The organism is Chromobacterium subtsugae (assembly GCF_001676875.1).
In the GTDB taxonomy this organism is placed as follows: Bacteria; Pseudomonadota; Gammaproteobacteria; order Burkholderiales; family Chromobacteriaceae; genus Chromobacterium; species Chromobacterium subtsugae.
Genome location: NZ_JYKA01000022.1, coordinates 1 through 26,399, shown reverse-complemented (window position 1 = coordinate 26,399; position 26,399 = coordinate 1). Strand labels below are relative to the sequence as shown.

Genomic DNA, 26,399 nt, shown 5'->3' with positions numbered 1-26,399 from the left:
CAGCGGCCGTTTTTCATGGGCGGGCGCTCAGGCGTCGCCGTGCGGGTGCAGGAAGCAGCCGGCCAGGTGGTCGTTGACCACGCCGCAGGCCTGCAGGTAGGCATAGACTACCGTGCTGCCGACGAAATTCATCCCGGCTTTCTTCAACTCCTTGCTGATATGGTCCGACAGCTCGGTGCTGGCCGGCACCCGTTCGTCGTCGCGGCGGCGCAGAATCGGCTGGCCGTCCACGTGCCCCCACAGCCAGTCGGCGAAGCTGCCGTGTTCCCGCTGCATTTGCAGGAACACTTTGGCGTTGCGGATGGCGCTGCGGATTTTCAGCCGGTTGCGCACGATGCCGGGATTCTGCATCAGCCGTTCGACGTCGTCCTCGTCCATCGCCGCCACCTTTTCCGGGTGGAAGCCGTGGAAGGCGGCGCGATAGCCTTCGCGCTTCCGCAAGATGGTGATCCAGGACAGCCCGGCCTGCGCGCCTTCCAGAATCAGCATTTCGAACAATTTGCGGTCGTCGCGCTCGGGCCGGCCCCATTCCTGGTCGTGGTAGGCGACGTACAGCGCATCGTCGCCGCACCAGGCGCAGCGTTGGGTCTCGTTCATGGCGTATGCAGCAGGATGTCGATCTTGAGGCCGGTTTTCTGGATGCCGCGCTGGGACGACAGGCTGACCACCAGCGGATTGCAGAGGTTGGCCTGCAGCTGGCCCAGCGCCGGGTGGGAATCGCGCTCGGTTTCCAGCGGGCGGTACAGCATCAGCAGGATGGCGGCGTCCTCCGGGCCGCGCAGTTGCAGCTGCGCCACTTCGTCGTCGGTGAGCTCCACCTGGAAGCGGACGCCCAGCCGCTCGGGCAGCGCCAGGCTGAAAGTGATGCCCGGGTCGTCCAGCGACTGCAGCCAATAGACCTGCGGCGTTTTGTGGGCGGCGTCGTGGAACAATTTGAAGCGCGTGCAGTTCTCCAGGGCCGGAATGCCGTGGGGAAAGGTGAGGATGGTCTGTTCGTCCACCTCTACGTTGCCAAGCTGGCCGGAATCGAAACGCATGGGGTTCTCCTTGCGGAATGGGTGTCGCGGCCGACCATGATACCGCAGCGGCGGCGCATGGCATAAACCGGCGCCGCGAGCGCGCGGCCGGCCGGCAAGGCCGTCTTGTACTGCCAAATTTGTCAGCCTATACATGGTATTACGCTGTCTGGTCTTACGCGAATGTCTTAGTTTTGGAGCCGGCCCTCGGTGGGGAAGCCGGCGCGCCCAGATGGTTTTCCGCAGCGCTTAATTTCGGTAAGGCGGCATTTCCGGCGAGCTGTGCTGCAAGGCCGGTTCTGCCATGCCTGGGAAGGGGCGGTCTAGCATGGAGCTGAAACCGAAGCGTTTTTTGATTCTGGACGATCAGCTGGTATTGCGGAAGCTGATCTCGCGCCAGGCCAGCTTCTTCAGCCGTTTCGCGGTGGAGATAGACGAATTCAGCGACCCGGCCGAGGCGCTGCGCAGCATCGCCGAAGGCGGCTACCAGCTGGTCATCACCGATATCGGCATGCCGGGCATGAACGGCATCGATTTCATCAAGAATGTGGCCAGGCTGGGCTACCAGTCCGCCTTGCTGATCATCTCCGGCTATGACGGCAAAACCCTGCAGACCATCGCCGACATGTCGGCCAATCTGGGCATCTCCTGCACCCGCTTCCTGGCCAAGCCGTATTCGGCCGAGGCATTCGTCGCCATGTTGAACGGCATTTTCAATGAAATGGAGCGCGCCGAGGCGCCGGCGCAACTGGATATCGAGCCGCTGCTGGCCGATATCTGCGACGACCGCTTCGCGCTGGAGTTCGTTCCCGTGGTGACGCTGGCCGACCGCCGCCCGGTCAGCTTTTCGCTGCGCGCGCTGGCGTTGGGCGAGAGGCGCTGCGGCATCGATCATCTGCTGCCGCTGCTGGCGGGCCGGCGCATGGCGTCGGCGGTGGCCCTGGAAACGATAGTGGAGCGGATGGCCAAGCTATTGCAGGGCATTTCGCTGGCGTCGGGCCAGGACGAGTGCCAGATGCACATCCGCATCGACGAGGCGTGCCTGTGCGCCGACAACGTGTTCGACCACTGTTTCACCCTGGTGCAGCAATACGGCGTCGCGCCGCGCCGGGTGAGCTTCGAGCTGGCGGACGGCTTGAGCCGGCGCTCCGACGCGCTGTGCTTCGAGAACATCGCCAAGATCAAGTACCTGGGGTTTCATCTGACGGCGGACGCGTTCGGCATCGGCTCGCTGACCATCGGCAACCTGCTCAAGTTTCCGTTCGACCAGGTCAATGTGCCGGTGGAAACCCTGCACTGGCTGAAAACCCTGCAGGGCGAAGATCCGCACACCTTTCGTCTGTTGCGTCATTTCGGCTTGTCGCAGACCGCGGTTTGCGCCACCCGGGTGGATGACGAGGAGGGCAGGGAGCTGGCGCTGGCGATGGGGTGCGTCAAGGGAGTGGGGGATGGGCTGGCCGGCGTCGTCGCGGAGCAGGATCTGGCCAGGCTCATCGTGGACTGCCAGGGCGACCGGGCAGCCTCAAGCGGAACCATAGTGTAAAGGATGCGCGATGATTTCGGTCGACCTGGCGCGGTTGCGGATCATGATCGTCGATGACCAGACGCTGGTCAGGACCCTGATATCCCAGGCCTTGCAGAACATGGGGGTCAAGTCGGACTATATCTTCCAGGCCGCCGACGGCACCACGGCGATGCGGCTGCTGGATATCCGCATGGTGGACATCGTGCTGTGCGATGTGCAGATGCTGCCGATGAACGGCATGGATCTGCTGAAGGAGCTGCGTTGCGGGCATACCGCCAACGTCTCCAATCTGCCCTTCGTCTTTCTGTCCGGCCACGCCGACCGCTCCAACGTGGTGCTGGCCAGCCAGCTGCACGCCGACGGTTTCGTGGTGAAGCCGCCGAAGCCCGCCGACGTGGAGAAGGCGATCCAGGCCGCGATGCACCGGCCCAGGCCGGAGATCGATCCATTCAGCTACTACAACATCGCGACCGGCACCGACTACGACAACAAAGTGTTCGGCAAGCTGTTCGAAACCCGGGCGCCGGTGTATCAGGAAGAGCCGGCGGAGCAATGCCTGCCGCTGGACAAGATCAAGCCGGGCTCCTATCTGACGCGCGACTTGCGCAGCAAGGCCGGCCATTTGCTGCTGCCGCGCGGCGCCACCATTTCGGCCAACCAGCTGGCGGTGCTGAAAGACTTCAGCGAGCGCTACGGCGTGGCGCAGATTTTCGTCACCGAAAGCCTGGACGCGGTGGCGAGCTCTTCCGCGGCAAGGCATTAGCATGCTGCAACCCAAGGCGCGCCATAGCCAGGCGATGGCGATAGGCCGGAGCGTGCTGGCCATTGTGCTGCTGCTGGGCATTCTGCAGGCCGGCGTGATGGTCCAGCTGCAGGTGACGGCCTGGAGCGAATACCGGCAGGCCGACCGGCTGGTGGAGCTGAATCAGGACAGCAGCCTGTTGTATCGCTTCTCCGATATCCAGCATCAGGAAAGCGGCCAGCTGCGGGCGCTGTTGCTGGGACGGCAGCCGGACGCCGCGACCCTGGCAGCCTTGGACCGGCTGTCTCGGCTGGTGGACGAGCGCTTCCTCGCCATGGTCACTTCGCTGCATGGCCGCGACGAAGCGCGGACCAGCGAGAAGATCGCCCGGCTGCAGCAGCTATTCCGCCAGTATCAACAGCTGCGGGTGCAGGCCAAGGCGGTGTGGCAGTCGAGCTCCGGCCCGAACGAGGCGCTGACCACCAGCCTGTACGAGCAGACCCGCGACGTGCAGGAGCAGGTGCAGCATCTGGTGGACGACTCCGTGGTGCAGATGGCGGCCAGCGGCGACGCCAGGATCAACGACTTGGCCTGGCTGACGCAGGATGTGTGGATACTGGACTACTGGCTGCGCTCCAATGCGCAGGCGCTGGTGCTGCGCGCGGAGCTGGACCACCGGCTGGATCGTAGGATGGAGGAGGATCTGGCGCGGCGGCTGGCGGCCGGCATGCTGACGCTGGGCAAGCTCCAGCCCAGAGTCGACAGCGTGCGGGATGTCAGGCTGGCTCAGCAGTTCATCCAGCTGACCCGTCTTGCCAGCAAGCTGCAGCTGTTGGCGCAGCTGCAGCTGGAACAGTTGGACGGCAGGCTGAAGTTCAGCCAGGCCGCCGACTACCCGCTCAATCTGCGGCAGCTGACCTCGGCGTTGCAGCAGTTGCAGGCGATGGTTTCCGCGCGGGCGGAGGCGCTGGCCACGGAAAACCGCCAGTACTATCTGCACATTCTGCTGCGCGAGGGGGCGTTTGGCCTGGCGGCGATGGCGCTGCTGGTGTTCCTGCTGTACGTGATGGTGCGCAAGGTGCTCAAGCCGCTGGATTTCCTGCAGCGCATGCTGGACATCTCCGGCGACGCGATGCTGGTGGTCAATCAGGACGGAGTGATAGAGATCGCCAACGAGGGCGCGGGGCGGATGTTCGGCTACCCGCTCGCCGCCTTGGTGGGCATGCCGGCGCGGCAATTGTTCGTGATGAACGACGAGATGCACGGCGTGATGGCGGCGCTGGAGCTGCAGGTGGGACGGACGCTGCCGGTGGAGGGCATGGGCAGCGGCGGCGAGCATTTCCATGCGATGCTCAACATCAGCCGTTTTTCCGGGGAATCTGACCCGCCGCTGAATATCCTGATCGTGCGCGACGAGCACAAGCGCAGGCTGGCGGAAAGCTCGCTGGAGCGCAGCGTGGCGCTGCTGTCGGTGATTTCGGAAATCGAGGCGATGCTGCTAGCCCGTTCGGCGCGGGATGCGGTGTTCCAGCGCCTGCACGACACTTTCGTCGAGTTCACCAGCTCCGAAGAGTGCATGCTGGTGGCCTGGTCGGCCCAGGACGGCGGCGACGAGGCATTGCAGCTGCAAGCCGGTGAGTGGCCTGAGTTCCTGCCGCTGATCCAGCAACTGTCGCAGGCGGAAATGCCGCTGGCGGCGCTGTTCCGCAGCTTGTCGGCGCAGCCTTCCTGGGTATCGCTGCCGGTGATGCTGGGTGGCGAGGCCACCGCTGGCGTCTGCCTGCTGCGGCCCACTTTGTCGCAGCTGGGCATCAGCATCCTGCCGCTATTGGGCGCCTACGCCAATATTCTCGGTTTCTACGCCGAAGAAGACCGGCGCAAGCTCTCCGAAGCCCAGCTGCGGGCGGTGCTGCAGGAGGAGGAGGCGGTTTATTCGGCGTCGCCGGTCGGCCTGCTGCGGCTGAACGAGCATTTCCAGATCACCCGGGCCAACCTCACCGCGGAAAGCATCTTCGATGTGGGCGACGAGTACGGCCTGTCCGGGATGCATCTGATGGAGCTGCTGGCTTCCGAGCATGGCTGGTATGAGCTGGCCGAGCAAATGTCGAAGATGCAGCACGACAATGCCCGCATCCATTGCGAACTGGAATGCCTGACCGGCACCGGCCGGCCGATCTGGGTGCTGTTCGAAGGCCAGTTGCTGTTCCCGGACGCGTCCGAATCGGTGATCATCCTGGCCTGCCTCGACATCACCGAACGCAAGATGGCGGAATTCGAACTGCGCATGGCGCGCGACCAGGCCAACGCGGCCAACCGCGCCAAGAGCGCCTTCCTGGCCACCATGAGCCATGAGATCCGCACGCCGATGAACGGCGTGCTGGGCATGCTGGAATTGCTGGCGATGACCAAGCTGGACGCCGAGCAGAGCGATACCGTGCTCACCATTCAGGACTCGGCCAACACCCTGTTGCGCCTGATCGACGATATCCTGGATTTCTCCAAGATCGAGGCCGACCGGCTGGAGATCGTGCCCACCCGCACCGCGGTGCGCCCCTTCATGGAAAGCGTGCGCAGCCTGTACCACGAGAACGCCAGCAAGAAGGGCCTGGACCTGTCGCTGACGCTGGACGAAAAACTGGCGCCCACCCTGGTGCTGGACCCGCTGCGGGTGCGGCAGATCCTGCAGAACTTCATCAGCAACGCCATCAAGTTCACCTCGCGCGGGCGGGTGGACATCCGCGTGAAGGTGATGGACACCCTGGCCAATTACCAGGTGCTGAGCTTCGAAGTGGCCGATACCGGCATCGGCATGTCGCAGGAACAGCTGGGCAAACTGTTCCAGCCGTTCACCCAGGCGGATTCGGAAACCACCCGGCGCTTCGGCGGCACCGGTTTGGGGCTGGCGATCTGCCGCCGCTTGGCCGGCCTGATGGGCGGCCACGTGGAAATGGAGAGCGAGCAGGGCAAGGGCAGCTGCGCCCGCTTGCTGCTGGAAGTGGAGTGGCTGGCCGAGCTGGTGGAGCCGGTGGTGCTGCCAGAGCAGCGGGTGCCGCTGGAGTCGGTGGCGGCGCTGTCGGGCGGCAACCTGGCGGACGAGGGCGAGGAGCTGTTCCCCATCTTGTTCGCCGAGGACAACCCCACCAATCGCAAACTGACGCTGAAGCAACTGGAAAAGCTCGGTTATCCGGCGGACTGGGCCGAGGACGGCGACCGGGCGTTCAGCAAGTGGCTGGCCGGGCGGTATTCGCTGATCCTGACCGATTGCCATATGCCGGGCATAGACGGCTACCAGTTGGCCAGACTGGTGCGCGCCCACGAGGAGTCCCATCCGGAACGCGGACGCATTCCCATCGTCGCCTGCACCGCCAACGCGGCCAAGGAGGAGGTGGACAAGACCCGTGAGGCCGGCATGGACGATTTCCTCACCAAGCCTTTGTCCATCCACTCGCTGGAGGCGGTGCTGCGCAAATGGATGGGCCATGGCGGCGAGGAAGAGATCGAGCCGCTGGCGCGGGAGCTGGCTCCGCCGCCGCCGCCCGAGCCGGCGCAGGATCCCTTGCCGGTGGACCGCAGCGTGCTGGAGGTTTACAGCAATGGCGAATTGAGCGTGGAGCTGGAGATTCTGCGCGAATTCCAGACCGGCAATTTGGAGGACGTGGCCGAGCTGCGAGCCGCGCTGCAGGCGGAAGACGCTGATCGGGTGGGCTTTTCCGCGCATCGGATCAAGGGCGCCAGCCGCATGGTCGGGGCCAACGAGATGGGCGCGGCGGCCGAGGCGGTGGAAAAGGCGGGCAAGGCGCATGACCTGGAGCAGGCGCGCCGCGCGATGGCGCTGTTCGAGGAAAAGCTGGCCGCCTTCGAAGGCTGGCTGGCCGGCCAGGTGGAAATCGCCATGTGACAAGCCGCCGGGCTTGGCTTGGGACGGCGCGGCGCTTTAGAATCCGCAGCCATGAACCGCCCTCAATCGCTATACCCTGCGCTGGAGCAGGCGCTGCTTTGTCCGGACGTGGAAGAGAAGCTGGCGCTGGCGGAGGCCGCCCGCCGCGACTGGCTCGCCGGCGCGCTGCCCCGGCTGGACGCCCCCGCGCCGTATTCCCTGCCGGAAGCCGGCCGTCCCGCCCGGCCCGAACTGGTGCACCCGGCCAAGGTGCCGCGCCGCGGCCTCTCCACGCCCCACGGCCACGCCGCTTTGCTGCACGCCATCGCCCACATCGAATTCAACGCGGTCAATCTGGCGCTGGACGCCGCCTGGCGTTTCCGTGAAATGCCGGACGATTTCGTCGGCGACTGGCTGCAGGTGGCGGCGGAGGAAGCCAAGCATTTCCGGCTGTTGCAGCGACGGCTGCTGGACCTGGGTTTCGCCTATGGCGATTTCCCGGCCCACGATGGCCTGTGGGCGATGAGCCGCCGCACCGATAACGACGCGTTGGCGCGGATGGCGCTGGTGCCGCGGGTGCTGGAAGCGCGCGGCCTGGATGTCACCCCCGGCATCCAGCGCCGGCTGGCACGCATCGGCGACGACGCCAGCGTGGCGGTGCTGGACGTCATCCTGCGCGAGGAAGTGGGGCATGTGCGGATCGGCAACCGCTGGTTCTGCGAGCTGTGCCGGCAACGCGGCCTGGAACCGCAAGCCGCTTTCCGCGGTCTGTTGGAAGCGTACGCGATGCCGCATCGGCCCGGGCAGTACAATTTGGCCGCCCGCGAGGCGGCGGGTTTCTTCGCCGACGAATTACAGGCGCTGGCCGCGCTGGACGACAGCTCCGCCGCCATCGACAATTGAATCCCGGAACAGGACATGATGAATCTGATCAAGCGCATGCAGCGCAACCGCAAGCTGGCTTTGGCCGTGTTGATACTGTCTACTTTGCTGTTCACCGCCTTGTCGGCCGCGTGGCGCGGCGGAGAGGCCGGCTCGATCTGGCTGACGATCGCGTGCCCGGTGCTGCTGTTGCTGGCGCTGGCGGGGCAGCTGAGCGCGCTGTTGGCTTTATTGCAAAAACCACGAAAATAAAACGGCTTTTAAAAACAGCGGCTTAAAGTTTCGCATGCGCGGCGGACATGCTTGACGCTGTCCGCATCGCCGCGCATAATCGCGCCGGATATTAAAGAAACAGGCTCCCCTGTCGGGTGGGCCTGTCGTTTTTTGCACTTTCGGAGTGTCTGCACCATGGAGCACCAGGTATTCCTGCGCCAGCTGGAAAGCCATTCGCTGCCTGCATCGGATTTCAATCACCAAGCCCACCTGTACGCAGCCTGGGGGTATCGCCGGGAGTACCCGGCGCCCGAGGCGGCGGCCCGTTGCGCCCACGCCTTGTCGCGCTTCGCCATGGCGAACGGCGCGGCGACCAAGTACAACCACACGCTGACGATGGCGCTGCTGGCGATCGCCTACAGCCGCATCGAGTCCAGCCCGGCGCTGGGCGGCGACTGGCCGGCCTTTCTCGATTGCTGCAGCGATCTGGCGCAAGACGCCCGCGCGGTACTCGAACAATATTATTCCGCCGAGCGCCTGATGGCCGACTCCGCGCGCAAGGCCTTCGTCAAGCCCGACAAGCAGCCTTTGCCCGTGTCCTGTCTGCTCAACTAAACCGACAAGCCCCACCGCAATGATCAAAGCTCCCGAACTGCTGCTGCCCGCCGGCACGCTGGATAAAATGCGCGCCGCCTACGACTACGGCGCCGATGCCGTCTATGCCGGCCAGCCGCGCTACAGCCTGCGCGCCCGCAACAACGACTTCAAGCTGGAAGAACTGAAAATCGGCATCGACGAGGCCCATGCCCGCGGTAAGCAGTTTTTCGTCGCCAGCAACATCCTGCCGCACAACAGCAAGATCAAGACCTATATGGCCGACATGGCGCCGGTGATCGAGATGAAGCCGGACGCGCTGATCATGGCTGATCCGGGCCTGATCATGATGGTGCGCGAAAAATGGCCGGAAGTGCCGGTCCATCTGTCGGTGCAGGCCAATACCGTCAACTACATGGGCGTGAAGTTCTGGCAGAAGCTGGGCGTGTCGCGCATCATCCTGTCGCGCGAGCTGAGCCTAGACGAGATCGCCGAGATCCGCCAGGAATGCCCGGACATGGAACTGGAAGTGTTCGTCCACGGCGCCTTGTGCATCGCCTATTCCGGCCGCTGCCTGCTGTCCGGCTACTTCAACCACCGCGATCCCAACCAGGGCACCTGTACCAACGCCTGCCGCTGGGACTACAAGATGCACGACACCCAGGGCGACGACGCCGGCGATGTGCAGGTGATCCAGTTCGACTTCAACAAGGCGATGGAAGAGGCCAATCAGAGCTTCTCTTCCTGCGGCAGCCAGCAGCGCCATCCTTTGGCCGACAAGACCTATCTGATCGAAGAAGGCAGCCGTCCGGGCGAACTGATGCCCATCATCGAGGACGAGCACGGCACCTACATCATGAACTCCAAGGACCTGCGCGCTGTCGAGCAGGTGGAGAAGCTGGTGAAGATAGGCGTGGATTCGCTGAAGATCGAAGGCCGCACCAAGAGCCTGTACTACGTGGCGCGCGCCGCCCAGGTGTACCGTCAGGCGATCGACGACGCGGTGGCCGGCCGCCCGTTCGACCTCAAGCTGCTGTCCGACCTGGATGGCCTGGCCAACCGCGGCTACACCCCGGGTTTCCTGGAGCGCCATCAGACCCAGGAATACCAGAACTACCTGACCGGCCACTCCAAGGCCAAGCAAAGCCAGTATGTCGGCGATGTGATCGAAGTGGACGCCGACGGCTGGGCGCTGATCGAGGTGAAGAACCGCTTCGGCGTCGGTGACAGGCTGGAGGTGATCCACCCGTCCGGCAACCGCATCATCGAACTGGCGGAAATGACCCGCAACGGCGAGTCGGTGCAGCTTGCCGCCGGCAACGGCATGCAGGTGCGCATCCCCGGCCTGCAGGGCTATGACAGCAAGGCGCTGATTACCCGCCTGATGTGAGCGGCGAGCGTCGCTGTACGGAAAAGGCCGCCGCGAGGCGGCCTTTTTGTTTGGCGCGTCGCCGCGGGTGTTGCGGGATTTCCACTGGACGGCGCCAGCGGCCGGCGGCGGGGTGGCGGAGCGTTTTTCTGGAGATGACAATGTCTTGACTGGCCGCCCGGCCAGCGCGGCGCCTTGGCGGGCTGGCGCGGCTGAGGTGTTGATGATCCTAGACGGCACGCGCGGACATCGGCTGTCGTGTCGAATTTTTTACCCATGCCGACGCTGTCGCTATTGCAAGCATAAGTAATTGTGATTAAAAAGTAGTGACATAAAGAAAAGTGGTGTGGATTTTATTAAACACCAATGCCGTGCCTGGAGATAGAGAGAGGAACCCATGATGCAAGCAGCCCACCTGTGGCCCGCCTGTCCGGCATCGCGCCGCCTCAGCCCGTCCGCCTCCTTTGCCGCCCGCGCCTCCCGCCGCCGGCCCAGCCCTTCCGACTCTTCCTGAATTCCTGCCCGATCGCGCGCATGCCGGATGCGATCCGGTTTACATGCCGTAACGCGCCGGCGATGGCGCGCTCCTGCCCAGGGTGTATGTTGGCAGTAGCGCCGGCGCGGCGCGGGCGGTAGGAAACAATGCGGTTCTTTGCTTCCCCTGGGTTCGGGGGAAGCGTCTATGGTCGTGCTTACCTAGGAAGCCTGTCATGAAGAAGAAACTGATTCGCAAGGTTCTGTATTCGCTGCTGCTGTTGTTGCCAGCCGCCGGCGCGCTGGCGGAGGACAAGGTGCTGAATGTCTACAACTGGTCCGATTACATCGCCAAGTCCACCATCCCCGGCTTTGAAAAGCAGACCGGGATCAAGGTGAAATACGATGTCTACGACAGCGACGACACGCTGCAGGCCAAGATGCTGACCGGCCGCGCCGGCTACGACATCGTTGTGCCCACCTCCAACTTCATGGCCAAGCAGATCGAGGCCGGCATCTACCAGAAGCTGGACAAGTCCAAGATTCCCAACCTCGCCAACCTGGACAAGGCGCTGATGGCCAAGATCGTCGACGCCGATCCGGGCAACGCCCACGGCGTGCCCTGGGCCTACGGCACCGATGGCCTGGGTTACAACCTGACCAAGGTGAAGGCCGTCCTCGGCGCCGGCGCGCCGCTGGACAGCTGGGACATCCTGTTCGATCCCAAATACCTGTCCAAGCTGAAGGGCTGCGGCGTGTCGGTGCTGGACCAGGCCAACGACGTTTTCGCCGTCACGCTGCACCATCTGGGCAAGGATCCCAACAGCAAGAACCCGGCCGACTACCAGGCCGCGTTCGAGGCGCTGAAGAAAATCCGCCCCTACATCACCCAGTTCAATTCCTCCGGCTACATCAACGACCTGGCCAACGGCGACATCTGTCTGGCGCTGGGCTGGTCCGGCGACGTCAACATCGCCAAGCACCGCGCCGCCGAGGCCAAGCGCAGCTATCAGCTGGCCTACGTGATCCCCAAATCCGGCGCGCCGATCTGGTTCGACGTGATGGTGATTCCGAAGGACGCGCCGCACCCGGAGGCGGCGCTGGAATGGATCAACTACATCGAAACGCCGCAGGTGAACGCCGCCATCACCGACGAGGTGTTCTACCCGACGGTGAACGCCGCGGCGCGCAAGTTCGTCAAGCCCGAGATCGCCAACGATCCCACCATCTATCCGCCGGAGTCGGTGATGAAGGCGCTGTTCCTGCTCAAGCCGCTGCCGCCGGACATCATGCGCCTGCAAAACCGCCTGTGGACGCAGCTGAAGACCGGCCGCTAAGCCGGCTCCCGGCCGGATGACGCCGTCCGGTCTTGTCTGTATCGCACAACTATAGTCCGCCGCCCGGCGCCGCCGGGACGGCCGGACAGCCGTGGGACATTGTCCGCCCGGGCCGGGCGGTCTGATGGTGTCGGCGAAGCCGCTTCGCCGATGGGGACCCAATGTTCGGACGCCTCAGGCGTCGTGGTGCCGCCATGAAACTACCCGATTCGAAATGGTTGCCGTCGGGCAGGGGGGCCGTGATTTCGGTGCCTTTCCTGTTCCTGTTCGTGTTCTTCCTGCTGCCCTTCCTCTTGGTGGTGGGCATTAGCTTCTCCCAGCAGCAGCTGGGCATTCCGCCGTACACGCCGCTGGTCAAGCTGGAAAACGACGTGTACACGATCGCGCTCAATCTGAGCCATTACCGCTTCATGTTCACCGACGACCTGTATTTCGCCACCTATGTCAGCTCGGTGAAGATGGCTTTCTTCTCCACGGTGCTGTGTTTGCTGATCGGCTATCCGATGGCCTATTACATCGCCCGGGCCGAAGGCGCGACGCGCAACACGCTGATGATGATGGTGATGCTGCCGTTCTGGACCTCTTACCTGATCCGCGTCTACGCCTGGATTGGCATTCTGAAGAACGACGGCTTTCTCAATCAGTTCCTATTGTGGCTGGGGGCGATAGACAGCCCGCTGCACCTGTACCACACCAATTGGGGCGTTTACATCGGCATGGTGTTCTCCTATCTGCCGTTCATGATCATGCCGCTGTACGCCCACTTGGTGAAAATGGACCTGACACTGCTGGAGGCCGCCTACGATCTGGGCGCCAAGCCGTGGCGCGCGTTCTGGCAGGTGACTTTGCCCTTGTCCAAAAACGGCATCATCGCCGGCAGCCTGCTGGTCTTCATCCCGGCGGTGGGCGAATACGTGATTCCGGAGCTGCTGGGCGGATCGGACACGCTGATGATAGGCCGGGTGATGTGGGACGAGTTCTTCAACAATATGGACTGGCCGATGGCCGCCACCGTCACTTGCTGCATGGTGCTGCTGCTGTTGGTGCCGATGGCGCTGTTTCAGCATTACCAGGTGAAGACCATGGAGGAAGCAAGATGATCAAGCCGAGCAAGCCGCTGTCTTTCCTGGTGCTGGGGCTGGGTTACGGTTTTCTCTACCTGCCCATCGCCTTGCTGGTGATCTATTCGTTCAACGAATCCAAGCTGGTGACGCTGTGGTCCGGCTTTTCGCTGAAGTGGTACGCCGCCTTGCTGGACGATGACGAACTGATCACCGCCGCCTGGCTCAGCCTGAAGATCGCGCTGATGACGGCCACCGCCTCGGTGGTGATCGGCACCTGGGCGGGTTTCGTTTTGGGCCGTTTCGGCCGCTTTCGCTTTTTCACCCTGTTCACCGGCATGGTCAACGCGCCCTTGGTGATTCCCGAGGTGATCCAGGGCATTTCGCTGCTGCTGCTGTTTGTGGCGATGGAGCAAAGCTTCGGCTGGCCGGAGGGCAGGGGAGTGTTCACCATCTGGATCGGCCACGTGATGCTGTGCGTGTCCTACGTCGCCATCGTAGTGCAGTCGCGGGTGCGGGAGTTGAACCTGTCGCTGGAGGAGGCGGCGATGGACCTGGGCGCGCGGCCGCTGAAGGTGTTCTTCGTCATCACGCTGCCCCTGATCTCGCAGGCGCTGGTGTCGGGCTGGCTGCTGTCGTTCACGCTGTCGCTGGACGACCTGGTGCTGACCGCCTTCCTGTCCGGGCCCGGCTCCACCACGCTGCCGATGGTGATCTTCTCGCGGGTGCGGCTGGGCCTGAATCCGGAAATGAACGCGTTGGCCACCTTGTTCATCGTGTTGGTGTCGGTGGGCGTGGTGGCGGCCAACATCTATATGAGCGTGATGACGCGCAAGCGGGAAAAGGAGATGCGGCTGGCTTTCGCCAATGGCTGAGACGGGTGGTGCGCAGTGCTGTCGGCAGGTTCACACAAGGAGAAATGACGATGAAGAGGGTACTGATCAGTGCATTGATCGCGGCGCTGCCCGGCGTGGCGTTGGCGGATGCGAAAGCGGACGAAATCGCCAGGCTCAAGGCGCAGATGCAGAAACTGCAGGCGCAGATGGCGGAATTGCAAAAGGCGGTGGAAGCGGCCACGGCCGAGAAACCGGCCCCTGCGGCATCGGCCGCCGCGGATGACGCCAATGCCGATCTGAAGGAGAGGGTGGCCGGCATGGAATTGAAAGTCGACCGGCTCAACACCGCCGCCAACGAGGGGCCGATCGCCGGTCTCAGCGTCACCGGTTACCTGGACCCCACCTATATCTATAACCGCGGCAACAACAGCGCGGGCTTCCAGTTCCTCAACCACCAGAACACCTACGCCTACAGCAACAGCACCTTCGGCGACGTGTACCTGGACATCAAGAAGACGTTCGGCGTCGGCCCCACCGCGCCCAGCGCCGAAATCAGCATCATGCCCAACCGCGGCAGCGGCAACACCCTGTTGGATGGCGGCAGCGGCAACAACATCATCAACACCGCGGTGATCAATGTTCCGTTGTCGGACACCTGGTCGGTCAATGCCGGCTTGATGAACAGCTTCGGCGGTTACGAGGTGCAGCAGTCCAACCAGATGGTGACGCTGACCCATGGCCTGCTGTACGACTTCAGCGACCCCGGCAGCTATGTCGGCGCCGGCTTCGCCTGGAGCCACGACGTGTGGGCGTGGAAGTTCCTGCTGGCCAACGAGCAATACCGCACCCACGCCAACCTGGCCAATGCCGGCAACAGCAGCGTCACCGGCGCGCCGCAGGTCAAGAGCAACAACACGCCGACGATGACCGCGCGCGTCGACTACACCTGGAGCAGCGCGCTGGATCTGGGAGGATCGTTCAACGCTGGCCGCCAGACGCTGCTGACAGGCTCGAATTGCCAAGGCAGCTACGGTTACCAGTGCACGGCGAACAGCCCCTACTCGAATTACTTCTTCACCGAAGCCGACGCCAGCTACACGCTGGGCGACGTCCAGTACAACGCCGAATTGGACTACGGCCAGCAGCAGAACGCCGCCTGGAACGGCGGCAACGCGCAGTGGTACGGCGTGTCGCTGCTGGGCCACCGCAAGTGGATGACGGACACGGTGGGCAAGATGGGGGCGACGCTGCGCTACGACTATCTGAATGACAGCAAGAACGGCGGCGGCGGCGGCGGCATCGCGCTGGGCAGCAGCGGGTATGACGGAACCAACGCGTTCGGCGTGTCGCCAGCCTGCGTGGCCAGCGGCGCGGCCAACTGCAAGGGGGCCAACCGCCAGGCGCTCACCGCCGATCTGCTGTTCTTCCCCACCGACCAGCTGACGCTCAAACTGGAATACCGGCACGACTGGGCCAGCGAAAGCGTGTTTCTGCGCAACGACGGCAGCTTCCGCAAGAACAACGATCTCTTGGGCGCGCAAGCGGTCTATAGCTTCTGATGCCTGGCGCGGCGTGCGGCGGCGGGGCGACCCGCCGCTTTTTATTTGGAGCCGCCATCGCTCTGCGGCAAAATGCGGCCATCATTTACTGTTCGAGCTTGCGCATGTTTCGTAATTTTCTGCCGCATTGGCCATTGCCGCGCTACCGGGCCGACTCCGCCCGTTCCCACCACGGCGCGGCCGGCTATCAAAACCTGTATCCGTTCAAGCAGCCGCGCTTTGCCGATCTGTTGCGCTGGAACTGGCAACGCTGGCGGATGCCGGCGGTGGCGCACCGGCTGCAGGACATCCGCCGGCAAACGCCCGACGCCGCGGCGCTGGCGGCCAACGCCAGCCAGCCCTCGTACACCTGGATCGGCCACGCCAGCGGCTTCATCCAATTGGCCGGGCTGAACCTGCTGCTGGACCCGGTGTGGTCGGAGCGGGCGTCGCCGTTGAGGTGGGCCGGCCCCAGACGTCTGCTGCCGCCGGCGCTGGCGCTGGAGTCGCTGCCCAGAATAGATCTGGTGATGGTCACCCATAACCATTACGACCATCTGGACTTCACCACCATCCGCCGCCTGGCGCGGCAGGCCGGCGGCGCGCCGCAGTTCGTCGTGCCGCTGGGCGTGGCGCCCACCTTGCTGCGCGCCGGGGTGCCCGCCGCGCACATCCATCAGCTGGACTGGTGGGAGAGTTTCAAATTGGGCGGGGTGGAGGTGGTGCTGACGCCTGCGCAGCATTGGAGCAAACGCATGATCTTCGGCGACCGCAACCGCGCGCTGTGGGGCGGTTTCGCCGTGCGCGGCGACGGCCTGCAGCTTTGGTACCCGGGCGATACCGGTTATCATCCCGAGCTCTTCGCGCTGATTGCCGAGCGCATCGGCTCGCTGGACCTGGCATTGCTGCCTATAGGCGCTTATCAGCCGCGCTGGTTTCTGCAAGCGCAGCATATCGACCCGGCCGAAGCGGTGGAGATCTTCCGCATCATGCGGCCGCGCCGCGCGCTGGCCGTGCACTGGGGCACTTTCGTGCTGACCGACGAGGCGCTGCACCAGCCGCCGCTGGATTTGGCCGCGGAACGGGACAAGCATGGCATCGATGCCGCCGATTTCTCGGTTCCCGCGATGGGCGAGACTTTCTGGCTGCCCCCCGATTGATCAGCTGCGGGGCGCGCTGGATCAAGCAATGGGCATTTTCCTGGGCACGGGCGGCATCAAGCATTGCCGGTGCAGGCTTAGGCGCATACAATCAAACACAAGTTTATTTTCAGAAGCGAAGACGCGTTTTCGTTTTCGCGGCATTTCGTGGGGCTACCAATGACAATTCATCAACTGATCAACGAGCGGGTACAGGCGGCGCTGGCGGCAGCGGGCGCGCCTGACGCGCCTGCCGTGATTCAGCCGGCGTCCAAGCCGGAATTCGGCGACTATCAGGCCAACGGCGTGATGGGCGCCGCCAAGGCGCTGAAAACCAACCCGCGCGCGCTGGCCGAAAAGGTCGTCGCCGCGCTGGATCTTGCCGGCATCGCCGACAAGGTGGAAATCGCCGGACCGGGTTTCATCAATATTCATCTAGCCCCTGAATATCTGGCCCGACGAAGCGAAGCCGCCCTGAAAGACGACAAGCTGGGTCTCGCGCCGGTGAAGCCGCAGCGCGTGATGGTGGAGTACTCGTCGCCTAACCTGGCCAAGGAAATGCACGTCGGCCACCTGCGCTCGTCGATCATCGGCGACGCGCTGGCGCGCGTGATGGAATACGTCGGCCATGACGTGGTCCGCGCCAACCACGTCGGCGACTGGGGCACCCAGTTCGGCATGCTGGTGGCCTATCTGGTGGAAACCAGCCACGCCGGCGACGCCGACCTGCAGCTGTCCGATCTGGAAACCTTCTACCGCAACGCCAAGGTCCGTTTCGACGAGAGCGAGGACTTCGCCAATACCGCGCGCGACTACGTGGTGAAGCTGCAAGGCGGCGACCAGGAGGTGCTGAAGCTGTGGCGCCAGTTCGTCGACGTGTCGCTGAAGCACTGCGAAGAAGTGTACCAAACGCTGAACGTCGGCCTGAAGCGCGAGCATGTGCGCGGCGAATCGTCGTACAACGACGACCTGCCGGTGATCGTGCAGGAACTGCGCGCGGCCGGCCTCTTGACCGAGAGCGATGGCGCGCAGGTGGTGTTCCTGGAGGAGTTCCGCACCCAGGAAGACAAGCCGATGGGCGTGATCGTGCAGAAGAAGGACGGCGGCTTCATCTACACTACCACCGACATCGGCGCGGTGCGCTACCGCCATCGCGAGCTGAAGCTGGACCGCGTGATCTACGTGGTGGACGCGCGCCAGAGCCAGCACTTCGCCCAGATGTTCACCATCTGCCGCAAGGCCGGTTTCGCGCCGGAAGCGATGAAGCTGGAGCACGTCGGCTTCGGCGTGATGATGGGCGATGACGGCAAGCCGTTCAAGACCCGCTCCGGCGGTACCGTCAAGCTGATCGAGCTGCTGCAGGAGGCGCAGGAACGCGCCTACGCGCTAGTGGCGGAAAAGAATCCGGACCTGTCCGAAGAGCAGAAACGCGAAATCGCCAACGCGGTGGGCATCGGCGCGGTGAAGTACGCCGACCTGTCGAAGAACCGCATGAGCGACTACATCTTCAACTGGGACACCATGCTGGCCTTCGAGGGCAATACCGCGCCGTATCTGCAGTACGCGTACACCCGCGTGCAGAGCGTGTTCCGCAAGGCCGAGGACTATGACGCGGGCGCGAAGATCGTCATCGCCGAGCCAGCCGAGAAACAGCTTGCCGCCGCGCTGGCGCAGTTCGAAGACACGCTGAACGCGGTGGTGGAAGGTTGCTACCCGCACTATCTGTCGCAATACCTGTACCAGATCGCCACGCTGTTCTCGCGCTTCTACGAGGCCTGCCCGATCCTGAAAAGCGAAGGCGAAGTGCGCGCCAGCCGCCTGCAGTTGGCCGCGCTGACCGCCCGCACGCTGAAGACCGGCCTGGACCTGCTGGGCATCAAGGTGCTGGAGGCGATGTAAGCGGCATCCGCATGCGCTTAAGCAAGCCAAACCCCGCCAGACCGGCGGGGTTTTTCTTTGGCGGTCCGGACACGCCGGCTCAGCCCAGCTGCGCCAGCCGCTCGCGGATGCGGGCCGGCTCCGGCAGCGCTTCGTCCCAATCCACCCGGCGATAGCTGCCACGCCAGAGCAAGTCCGCGCCGAAGCAATCGCAACCCAATGCGCGGATCGATTCCGGCAACGCGGCCTGCGCTTCTTCCAATAGCAGCCGCTCTTCCTCCAGGCTCAAGGCGGGCAGTTCGTTCCAGGCGCGTCCATCCACCCAGCCCATGCTGCCCAGGCCGGCGATCAGCCGCGTCCGCATGGGCCGCAGGCGGAAAAACATGAAATCCAGCGCCAGCCATTCCTCGGCTTCCGGCTGGTAGCGCAGCAGCCGCGCGCACAAGGCGTCGGACGCATCGAAGCGCTCTGCGTCGCCCAGCATGGTCAGCCGAGCGGCAGATTGGGCGGCGTCATCGTCCGGAGACAGCAAGGACAGGCTGATGCGCGGGTCGGCCAGCAGGTTCTTGCTGTGTTCGGCCAGCGCGCTGACCACGAATACCGGCCGCTGGCGCTCGTCGCAGAAAAACTGGATGGCGCTGGCATAGGGGTAGCCGGGATATTGCCGCGACTGGGTGGCAAGCGTGGCGTGGCGGCATTGATGCAGCAGGCGGATGGCGAGGTCGGGTTTCATGGCGTTGGCGGGCAGGGAAAGATGCCGACATTCTAGGCCGGCGCGCGGCCAAAGCAAAACGCCCCGCGTCGGCGGGGCGCGTCGGGCAGGGCGGGCTCAGAAGCCGGCGGTCTTGCCGATGAAGCTGTTGAGATTGGCGACGTTGAGGCTGCCCCAGCCGGTGGCGTAATCCCAGCCAGCGGCAGCCTTGAAAGCGCCGTTGCCGCCGCCGCTCACATCATGGTACAGCGCGGGATTGGCCTTGAAGTATTTGTAGATGGCGGTGGCAGGCGAGCTTAGTTTGTTGCCGTTTGCCGATTGGATGCGGTTCCAGAAGCCGGTGAACAGCGGCGCCGCCAGGCTGGTGCCGCCCACTTGGTAGGCGGCGCCGGCCACCAGCACCAGCTCGCCGCTGTTGGGGTCGGCATCGAAGGCGATGTCGGGCACGCCGCGGCGGGTTTTGCTGACGCTCAGCACGCCGGCGGCGGTTTGCCATGCCGGTGCGGCTTCGGTATAGCTGGGTCCGCCGCCGCCGCCGCTCCAGGCTTGCTCGCTGCCGTAGGCGGCGCTGCCGTTGGTGGCGAGCGTGGTGCCGCCGACCGCGACCACATAGGGCGATACCGCGGGGTAGCTCTGATAGGCAGTGCCGCCGCCGCATTCGTAGGAGCCGGCATCGCCGCTCGATACCGAGAAGGTCTGGCCATGGGCGACTGCAGCCTGCAGCATCTGGTCGACACTGGCGGTCATGCCGGAAGCTTGCGCGCCCAGTTCGCATTCGCCGAGCGAGACATTCACCACTTTGGCGCTGTTGGCGCTCACCGCCTTGTTGATCGCCGCTGCGATGTCGGCATTGCTCATCGACGGCGCTGCGTAAAATTGCAGCTGTTTCAAGGCTCCGCCGCTGGCGGCCAGGATGGTTTGGCTGTCCAGATTCCACTCCACGATGCCGGAGGTGTCGCCGCTGGGCGCGCCGGCGTTGACGATGGCGACGCTGGGCGCGGCGAAGCCGGCGCTCCTGGCGTAGCTGTTCAGGTCGGCCACCGTCTGGTTCAGATTGCCTTCGGCGATGATGCCGGCCACGCCGCTTTTGGCTGCCGGCAGGCTGGCGGCGTTATAGATCGATGCGAAATCGGCGGGCTTGTGGGCCATCACGCCGGCGCTGGATTTGGCGACGGCCTGCGCGCGGAAGGCCGCGTGGAACTGGTGGACATTCTGCAGGCCGTGCACCGCCAGCACGATGCCGGCCAGGCTGGCCGGCACCTGAGCAGTCGCCACGTTGGCGACAGCCTGGCGGCCGTTGACGTTGTAGCGGTGCAGCCTGGTTTGGAAAGCGCTGTAGACGGTGGCGGCGCTGCCGTCGGCGTGGATCAGCAGATTATTGGGATCGACGCTGATGTTGCGAAAGCCGTTTTGCTGCAAATGGCTGACCACCTGCTGCACCTGGGCGGCGGTGGGGGCGTATTGGGCCATGAACTGGGCGTCGCTGATCGGCTGCCCCTGGCCGGCCAGGATGCCGGCGGTCAGCGCGTCGAGTCCGGCTTGGTTGCGTAGCGCCAGACTCACCGCGATTTGGACCAGCTCGCCGCTGGCGATCTCTCCATTATCTGTCGCGCTGGGGATCAACTGCCGTACCGGGTGGGCTTGGGTGCCGGTGGCGGCCCAGCCGCCGGCGGCATGGGCTGCCAGGCTGATCGCGCTGCCCAGCAGCATGGCAAGGGTTTGATTTTTCAACGACATCCCAGCTCTCCTGATAGAAACCCGTCGGACAGTTCCAAGATTAGTACGGGTTTTTACTAGATAGCGAGGGCTCTCCGCTTTTTAAAGCAATTACTCTCAAATTACCCGTTTTATCTGTAATTGAAATGTGAAAATGACGGCGTGGTGCCATGCGCAGGCTGTTTTGAGACGGATTGGCGTGGGGCAGGGCGCAAAGAAAAACCCCGGGCAAGCCCGGGGCGGATGACTGCAAGCGGCACGCTTCGATCAGAAGCCGGAATGGCTGCCGATGAAGGTGTTCAGCGCGGAGACGTTCAGGCTGCCCCAACCGGTGGCGTAGTCCCAGCCCTTGGCGGCCTTGTAGCCGCCGTTGTTGCCGGAAGTCACGTCGTGATACAGACCGGTGTTGGCCTTGAAGTACTGATAGAAGGCGGTGTTCGGCGATACCAGGTTGTTGCCGTTGGCGGACTGGATGCGGGCCCAGAAGCCGGTGAACAACGGAGCGGCCAGGCTGGTGCCGCCGATTTGCTGGCTGCTGCCTTGCACGATGACCAGCGCGCCGCTGTTCGGGTCGGCGTCAAACGATACGTCCGGCACGCCGCGCTTGGTCTTCGAGGTGGTCAGTACGCCAGCTTTGGTTTGCCAAGCCGGGGCGGCTTCCACAACGCTGGGGCCGCCGCCGCCGCCGTTCCATACCGATTCCGACGAGTACTTGGTGCCGCTGGTGGACAGCGTGGTGCCGCCTACCGCGATCACGTACGGCGAAGTGGCCGGGTAGCTTTGGCCTGCGCTGCTGCCGCATTCGGCGGAGCCGGAGTCGCCGGTGGAGACCGAGAAGGTCTGGCCCTGGGCTACGGCGGTCTGGAAGATCTGGTCGTCGGAGGCGACGGTGCCGTCGCTCTGCGCGTCGCTTTCGCATTCGCCCAGCGATACGTTGATCACCTTGGCGGAACCATCGCTGACTGCGGAGTTGTAGGCAGCGGTGATATCAGCGTTGGTCATCGAGGTGGCGACGTAGAAGTTCATTTGCTGCAGCGCGCCGCCGGCGGCGGCCAGGATGTCCTGGCTGTCCAGGTTCCACTCGCCGATGCCATCGGTGTCGGACGACGCGTCGCCGGCGTTGATCACGTTGGTCTGCACATAGCTGTAGCCGGCGGAATCTTCAAACTGCTGCAGGTCTTGCAGGGTTTGGGTCAGGTCGCCTTCGGAGATGATGCCGACGGTGGTGTTGGTAGCGGCCGGCAGGCTGCTGGCGTTGTAGATCAGCGGGAAGTCGGTCGGGTTGTGGCCGGTGACGCTGTTGGTTTTGGCCGCAGCCAGGGTCTTCACGCCGGCCTTCTGCAGGGTGGTGTGGAACTGATGCACGTTCTGCAGGCCGTGAACCGACAGGACGATATTGCCCAGCGATTGCGGAACCTGAGCGGCCGTCGAGTTGGCGAAGCCGCTGCGGCCGTTCACGCTGACGTGGCGCAGGCTGGCGTTGAAGGCGGTCTTGGCGGTGGCGGCGCTGCCGTCGGCGCTGACCAGCATGCGGTTGGCGGCAACCTTGATGTTGCGGAAGCCGCTCTTTTGCAGGTGGGCCACTACCTTGTCCACTTGCGCCTGGGTCGGCGCGTATTGAGCCATGAATTCGGCATGGCTGAGGGTTTTGTGGCTGGTGCCGGCCAGCAGGCTGCTGGTCAGAGCGTCCAGTTGAGCCTTGTTGCGGACCTTAAGGGTGACGGCGACATGCACGGATTGGCCGGCGGCGACTTCGGTGGTGGCCTTGGCGGCGGTAAGGGTGGCCAGAACCGGATGCGCTTGAGTGGCGGTATTGACCCAAGCTTCAGCTGCGTTGGCGCCGGCGCCGAACATGCCGGCGATGATCAATGCAATAGCGTGCTGTTTTACAAACATGCAAATTTCTCCTCTTTGCAGTTAAGTGCAGGGGGCGACGGTATGTCTTTCCCTGATATCGGCGGGGTTTGTATTGCGGATTGTGTCCGCGCCCTTCGCCTTGAAACATCCTCTCCGTTTCGGGAGGCATGTCGTAATTTCATACGACTATTTCGCAATAGATTAAACGCAGAGAAAATGCCAAATGGATTTAACACAAATTCATAATTACAGCGTGTATTTAATGAAATAGACAAGAATTATCCATTTTGAAAGATTGAGCATTCAGTTAAATGACGAAATAGAGCATTTATTCAAATTTGAATAAAATCAGCGGTTCAGTATTTCTCATGTGTTGAATGAGTAAAGCTGATAAATGGTGTCGAGTGCGGTGTGGATTATTTGTGAAAAACACAACAGAAAGCTGAAAGGAAATGCATAAATGCAACAATTCAGTGGGGAATCGAGTGCGGTAAAAGATGTGTATTTATGTGTTTATGTGACAGAGTGTGACGAATGTATCGGCGGATTTAGCGAATGCGCCCGCAATGATTGAAATATGGATTGTGACGGTTTGTCTCTATAAAAAAAGCAAATATTCACTTCCTTTTACGTTGCAATCATGAAAGTAAATGGTTATTGACGTTAGTCATTACAAACTTTCACACTCAAAACGCATCTCCTCAGTATGAAAAAGACATAGAGCCATGTGCCCACGAGGCGAATGGACGACACATCTACAAAAGGGATTTGGAGAAATCATGAATTACAAGAGAAAAACTCTGGTGGTGGCGCTTTCGCTGATCGGCAACGTCGGCTATGTCCAATTGGCGCACGCCGACGACGGCACGCTGGACCGTGTGGAGATCACCGGCTCCAACATCAAGCGCTCGATCAAGAAGGAAACCGCTGTGCCGATGACCGTCGTCAAGACTGACGACTTGGTCAAGCAAGGCCTGACGACGGTAGAGCAAGTGGTGAACAGCCTGGCCGCGAACCAGTCTTCGCAAGGCGCCAACGCCGCTGTCGGCGCTTCCACCGGCGGCGCCGCTTTTGCCAGCCTGCGCGGCCTGGGCCAGCAGTACACCCTGGTACTCCTGGATGGCCGCCGCATCGTCAACCAGCCGCTGGATGGCACTGCGGTTGACCTGAACGCCATCCCGCTGTCCGTCATCGACCGCGTTGAAGTGGTGCGCGACGGCGCTTCCGCCATTTATGGCACCGACGCCATTGGCGGCGTGATCAACTTCATCACCAAGAAGTCGATTACCGGCCTGACCATCGGCGGCGAGTTCGTCGGCCCGCAGCATCCCGGCGGCAAGGAAAAGAGCGGCTCCGTCACCTATGGCTACGGCGACCTGGCCAAAGACGGCTTCAATATCTACGGTTCGTTCGACTACCACAAGACCGATCCGGTTTTTGCCAGCCAGCGTGATTTCGCCTCCCTGGTGACCAGCAGCACCAAGCTGAGCGCGAACTCCTTCCCGACCACCTACCTGGACCCGACCACTGGGAAAATGGTCAGCGCCGGCTACCCGCAGTGCTCGCCGCCGTATTCCATTCCGAAAGGCGGCGTCTGCAAGGAGGTCTTCTCGCTGTTCCCCGGCATTCAGCCCGAGGTTGAGCAGAAGTCCGGCATAGTCAAGGGCACTACGATGCTGGGCGACCATGAGTTGTCGCTGCAGTACATGGTTACCCAAACCAAGAATATCAGCAGCGTCGCTCCGGCCCCACTGTCCGGCGATGTGACGTCTCCGACTGCGCCTGGCCTGCCGAGCGCCGACGGCCCGTTCCCGTTGTACGGCCGCACGGTGCCGATGGGCAATCGAGTTGACCAGAGCATCGCCACGACCCAACGTCTGCAAGTGAATTTGGAAGGCTTGTTGGCGGGGTGGGATTATCGCGCCGGTTTGGGGCACTCGATGAGCATCGTGACCCACGATCTGGTGAGCGGCTACCCGGGAACTTCGCAGCTGCAGAGCGCGCTGAATAACGGCTTCGATCCTTCCAATCCGAATCCCGCCGCATGGCAGAGCATCGGCGTTTCCGGCCAGATCGAAAACGCCAAGTCGACTCTGGACACCGCTGACTTCAAGGTCAGCAAAGAGGTATTTCAGCTGCCGGCCGGCATGGCTGCGGTGGCCTTGGGCATCGAGGCGCGCCATGAGGAAATGGCGCACAACTATAATCTGGGTCTGGCTGGCAATGCGCTCAGCACAGGCCTGAACAACACGACTTCGGCTAGCGGCAAGCGTTCGTCGCAAGCGCTTTACGGCGAGATGGACATCCCGGTGATCAAGAATCTGGATGCCAACCTGGCCGTGCGTTACGACCACTACAGCGATTTCGGCGATTCGGTTAACCCGAAAATCGCGCTGAAATACCAGCCGACCCCGCAAGTGCTGTTCCGCACTTCCGCGAGCACCGGCTTCCGCGCGCCGTCGCTGTATAACATCAACCAGCCGAGCCAGCTTCAACTGACCGAAGACAACTATACCGATCCGGTATATTGCCCTGGCGGCATTAAGCAGCCGGGTGCGGGCAGCCAGTCTTGCGTGAGCACCCAGCAGAATCTGCAAGTAGGGGGCAACAAGCACCTGAATGCGGAGAAGTCGTCGTCGCTGTCGTTTGGCGTGGTGTTGGAGCCGGTGAAGAACTTCACCGCCAGCGCCGACTTCTGGTGGACGATGATTCAGCACACCATCGGCACGCTGCCGGAGCAGACCATCTTTGGCAACCCGGCTAAATACGCCAATCTGTTTGTTCGCGACGCCAACAACAATCTGCTGTATGTGGTCGACAACTACCAGAACCTCGGCAATACCAGCGCCGCAGGTGTAGACCTGGGGCTGTCCTACTCGTTCCCGCACAATGCCTTCGGCAACTTCACCGTTTCGCTGGATGGCACGTATACCAGCAAGTACTCGTATCAACACGAGGAAAACGGTGTGTATGTGAGCAGCCTGGGCGCCTATGTGGATTCCGCTCCGACCTTCCGCTGGCAGCACAATCTGTCTCTGAACTGGAGCAAGGGCTCGTGGGGCGCGTTGCTGAGCCAGGAATACAAGTCTGGTTACACCGACCAGAACACGATTATTCCGGGCGCGGCGCACAACGTGAACTCCTACGCCACCTGGAACCTGTCCGGCTCCTACGTTTGGAACAAGCAGCTGTCGCTGACGGCCGGCGTGCGCAACCTGTTTGATAAGACTCCGCCGTGGAGCAACCAGCAGGCTACCACTCCGCAGGGCTACGATCCGCGCTTTACCGACGCGATCGGCCGCGCTTACTTCCTGAAGGCGTCTTACAAGCTCTGATAGCGAAGAGCTGTTTGGAACCCATGCGGCGGGAGCCTGGCTCCCACCGCATGGGGGAAGTTGCGGATAGACCCAGCAAGGCTGGATTGTCCTTGTGTGTCGCTGCCGCGCGCATCATTTCGATATGAATCCGAATGCGCTGCCGCGGACAGCATAGCTGTCAGGTAGACCCCAATATGGTAAGTGCCTCCCTCAAACGTAATCCCAATCTGAGAAACCGGCGCAGCGCCGGCCTGATCGGCGTGATCGCGTTCCATGCTCTGCTGATCTACGCGCTGGTGACGGGCTTGGCGCAGGG

General features: G+C 63.0%; 19 protein-coding genes. 14 read left to right on the top strand and 5 right to left on the bottom strand.

Features of this window, described 5'->3' with window-relative positions; genetic code table 11:
- Positions 1-27 precede the first annotated feature (27 nt).
- Positions 28-597, bottom strand: coding sequence for a DNA-3-methyladenine glycosylase I (locus MY55_RS19435; protein ID WP_043573227.1), 570 nt, complete (start codon positions 595-597; stop codon positions 28-30).
- A complete protein-coding gene (gene fliW / locus MY55_RS19430) occupies positions 594-1,037 on the bottom strand; it encodes a flagellar assembly protein FliW (RefSeq protein ID WP_043573224.1) in 444 nt (147 codons plus the stop codon). Before fliW ends, MY55_RS19435 begins: the two co-directional genes overlap by 4 nt.
- A gap of 307 nt (positions 1,038-1,344) precedes the next feature.
- Here fliW and MY55_RS19425 point away from each other — a divergent pair, with 307 nt between their 5' ends.
- The 13 genes from MY55_RS19425 to argS all read left to right on the top strand — a co-directional run bounded on the left by MY55_RS19425 (position 1,345) and on the right by argS (position 18,502).
- On the top strand, positions 1,345-2,559 hold the full coding sequence (locus MY55_RS19425) for an EAL domain-containing response regulator (RefSeq protein WP_047237384.1): 1,215 nt from the start codon (positions 1,345-1,347) through the stop codon (positions 2,557-2,559).
- A gap of 10 nt (positions 2,560-2,569) precedes the next feature.
- Positions 2,570-3,304 carry a response regulator gene (locus MY55_RS19420; protein ID WP_172670402.1) on the top strand — a complete coding sequence of 245 codons (735 nt, stop codon included), beginning with the start codon at positions 2,570-2,572 and terminating at the stop codon, positions 3,302-3,304.
- 1 nt (position 3,305) lies between these two features.
- Complete coding sequence (locus MY55_RS19415) at positions 3,306-7,181, top strand: PAS domain-containing hybrid sensor histidine kinase/response regulator (RefSeq protein WP_052877998.1); 3,876 nt, start codon at positions 3,306-3,308, stop codon at positions 7,179-7,181.
- A gap of 51 nt (positions 7,182-7,232) precedes the next feature.
- Positions 7,233-8,063, top strand: a complete 831-nt coding sequence (locus MY55_RS19410) for a ferritin-like domain-containing protein (protein WP_043573219.1) — start codon at positions 7,233-7,235, stop codon at positions 8,061-8,063.
- A 15-nt stretch (positions 8,064-8,078) separates the two neighbouring features.
- Positions 8,079-8,294 (top strand): hypothetical protein, encoded by a 216-nt coding sequence (locus MY55_RS19405; RefSeq protein ID WP_043573215.1) that lies wholly within the window; start codon positions 8,079-8,081, stop codon positions 8,292-8,294.
- 156 nt (positions 8,295-8,450) lie between these two features.
- Positions 8,451-8,870, top strand: a complete 420-nt coding sequence (locus tag MY55_RS19400; protein WP_043573213.1) for a hypothetical protein — start codon at positions 8,451-8,453, stop codon at positions 8,868-8,870.
- 22 nt (positions 8,871-8,892) lie between these two features.
- Positions 8,893-10,239, top strand: coding sequence for a prephenate-dependent tRNA uridine(34) hydroxylase TrhP (gene trhP, locus MY55_RS19395; RefSeq protein ID WP_043573256.1), 1,347 nt, complete (start codon positions 8,893-8,895; stop codon positions 10,237-10,239).
- 689 nt (positions 10,240-10,928) lie between these two features.
- Positions 10,929-12,029: a polyamine ABC transporter substrate-binding protein gene (locus tag MY55_RS19390; RefSeq protein ID WP_080962429.1), complete on the top strand. Its 1,101-nt coding sequence runs from the start codon at positions 10,929-10,931 to the stop codon at positions 12,027-12,029.
- Positions 12,030-12,223: 194 nt separating this feature from the next.
- Positions 12,224-13,129 (top strand): ABC transporter permease subunit, encoded by a 906-nt coding sequence (locus MY55_RS19385; protein WP_043573210.1) that lies wholly within the window; start codon positions 12,224-12,226, stop codon positions 13,127-13,129.
- On the top strand, positions 13,126-13,965 hold the full coding sequence (locus MY55_RS19380; RefSeq protein WP_065202899.1) for an ABC transporter permease subunit: 840 nt from the start codon (positions 13,126-13,128) through the stop codon (positions 13,963-13,965). Before MY55_RS19385 ends, MY55_RS19380 begins: the two co-directional genes overlap by 4 nt.
- Positions 13,966-14,015: 50 nt before the next feature.
- Positions 14,016-15,485 (top strand): DUF3138 family protein, encoded by a 1,470-nt coding sequence (locus MY55_RS19375; RefSeq protein ID WP_043573204.1) that lies wholly within the window; start codon positions 14,016-14,018, stop codon positions 15,483-15,485.
- A gap of 104 nt (positions 15,486-15,589) precedes the next feature.
- The gene (locus MY55_RS19370) at positions 15,590-16,624 is read left to right on the top strand and encodes an MBL fold metallo-hydrolase (protein ID WP_065202898.1); all 1,035 of its coding nucleotides are present in this window, start codon (positions 15,590-15,592) and stop codon (positions 16,622-16,624) included.
- Positions 16,625-16,783: 159 nt separating this feature from the next.
- The gene (gene argS, locus MY55_RS19365; RefSeq protein WP_047238325.1) at positions 16,784-18,502 is read left to right on the top strand and encodes an arginine--tRNA ligase; all 1,719 of its coding nucleotides are present in this window, start codon (positions 16,784-16,786) and stop codon (positions 18,500-18,502) included.
- Between the two features lie 79 nt (positions 18,503-18,581).
- Here argS and MY55_RS19360 read toward each other — a convergent pair whose 3' ends face one another.
- The 3 genes from MY55_RS19360 to MY55_RS19350 all read right to left on the bottom strand — a co-directional run bounded on the left by MY55_RS19360 (position 18,582) and on the right by MY55_RS19350 (position 22,805).
- Positions 18,582-19,214 carry a HugZ family pyridoxamine 5'-phosphate oxidase gene (locus tag MY55_RS19360; protein WP_047238326.1) on the bottom strand — a complete coding sequence of 211 codons (633 nt, stop codon included), beginning with the start codon at positions 19,212-19,214 and terminating at the stop codon, positions 18,582-18,584.
- A gap of 96 nt (positions 19,215-19,310) precedes the next feature.
- Positions 19,311-20,930: a S53 family peptidase gene (locus MY55_RS19355; RefSeq protein WP_065202897.1), complete on the bottom strand. Its 1,620-nt coding sequence runs from the start codon at positions 20,928-20,930 to the stop codon at positions 19,311-19,313.
- A gap of 246 nt (positions 20,931-21,176) precedes the next feature.
- Entirely contained in the window at positions 21,177-22,805 is a 1,629-nt protein-coding gene (locus tag MY55_RS19350; RefSeq protein ID WP_065202896.1) for a S53 family peptidase, read from the bottom strand.
- Positions 22,806-23,545: 740 nt separating this feature from the next.
- Here MY55_RS19350 and MY55_RS19345 point away from each other — a divergent pair.
- Positions 23,546-26,101 (top strand): TonB-dependent receptor, encoded by a 2,556-nt coding sequence (locus MY55_RS19345; protein ID WP_052877999.1) that lies wholly within the window; start codon positions 23,546-23,548, stop codon positions 26,099-26,101.
- Positions 26,102-26,399 lie beyond the last annotated feature (298 nt).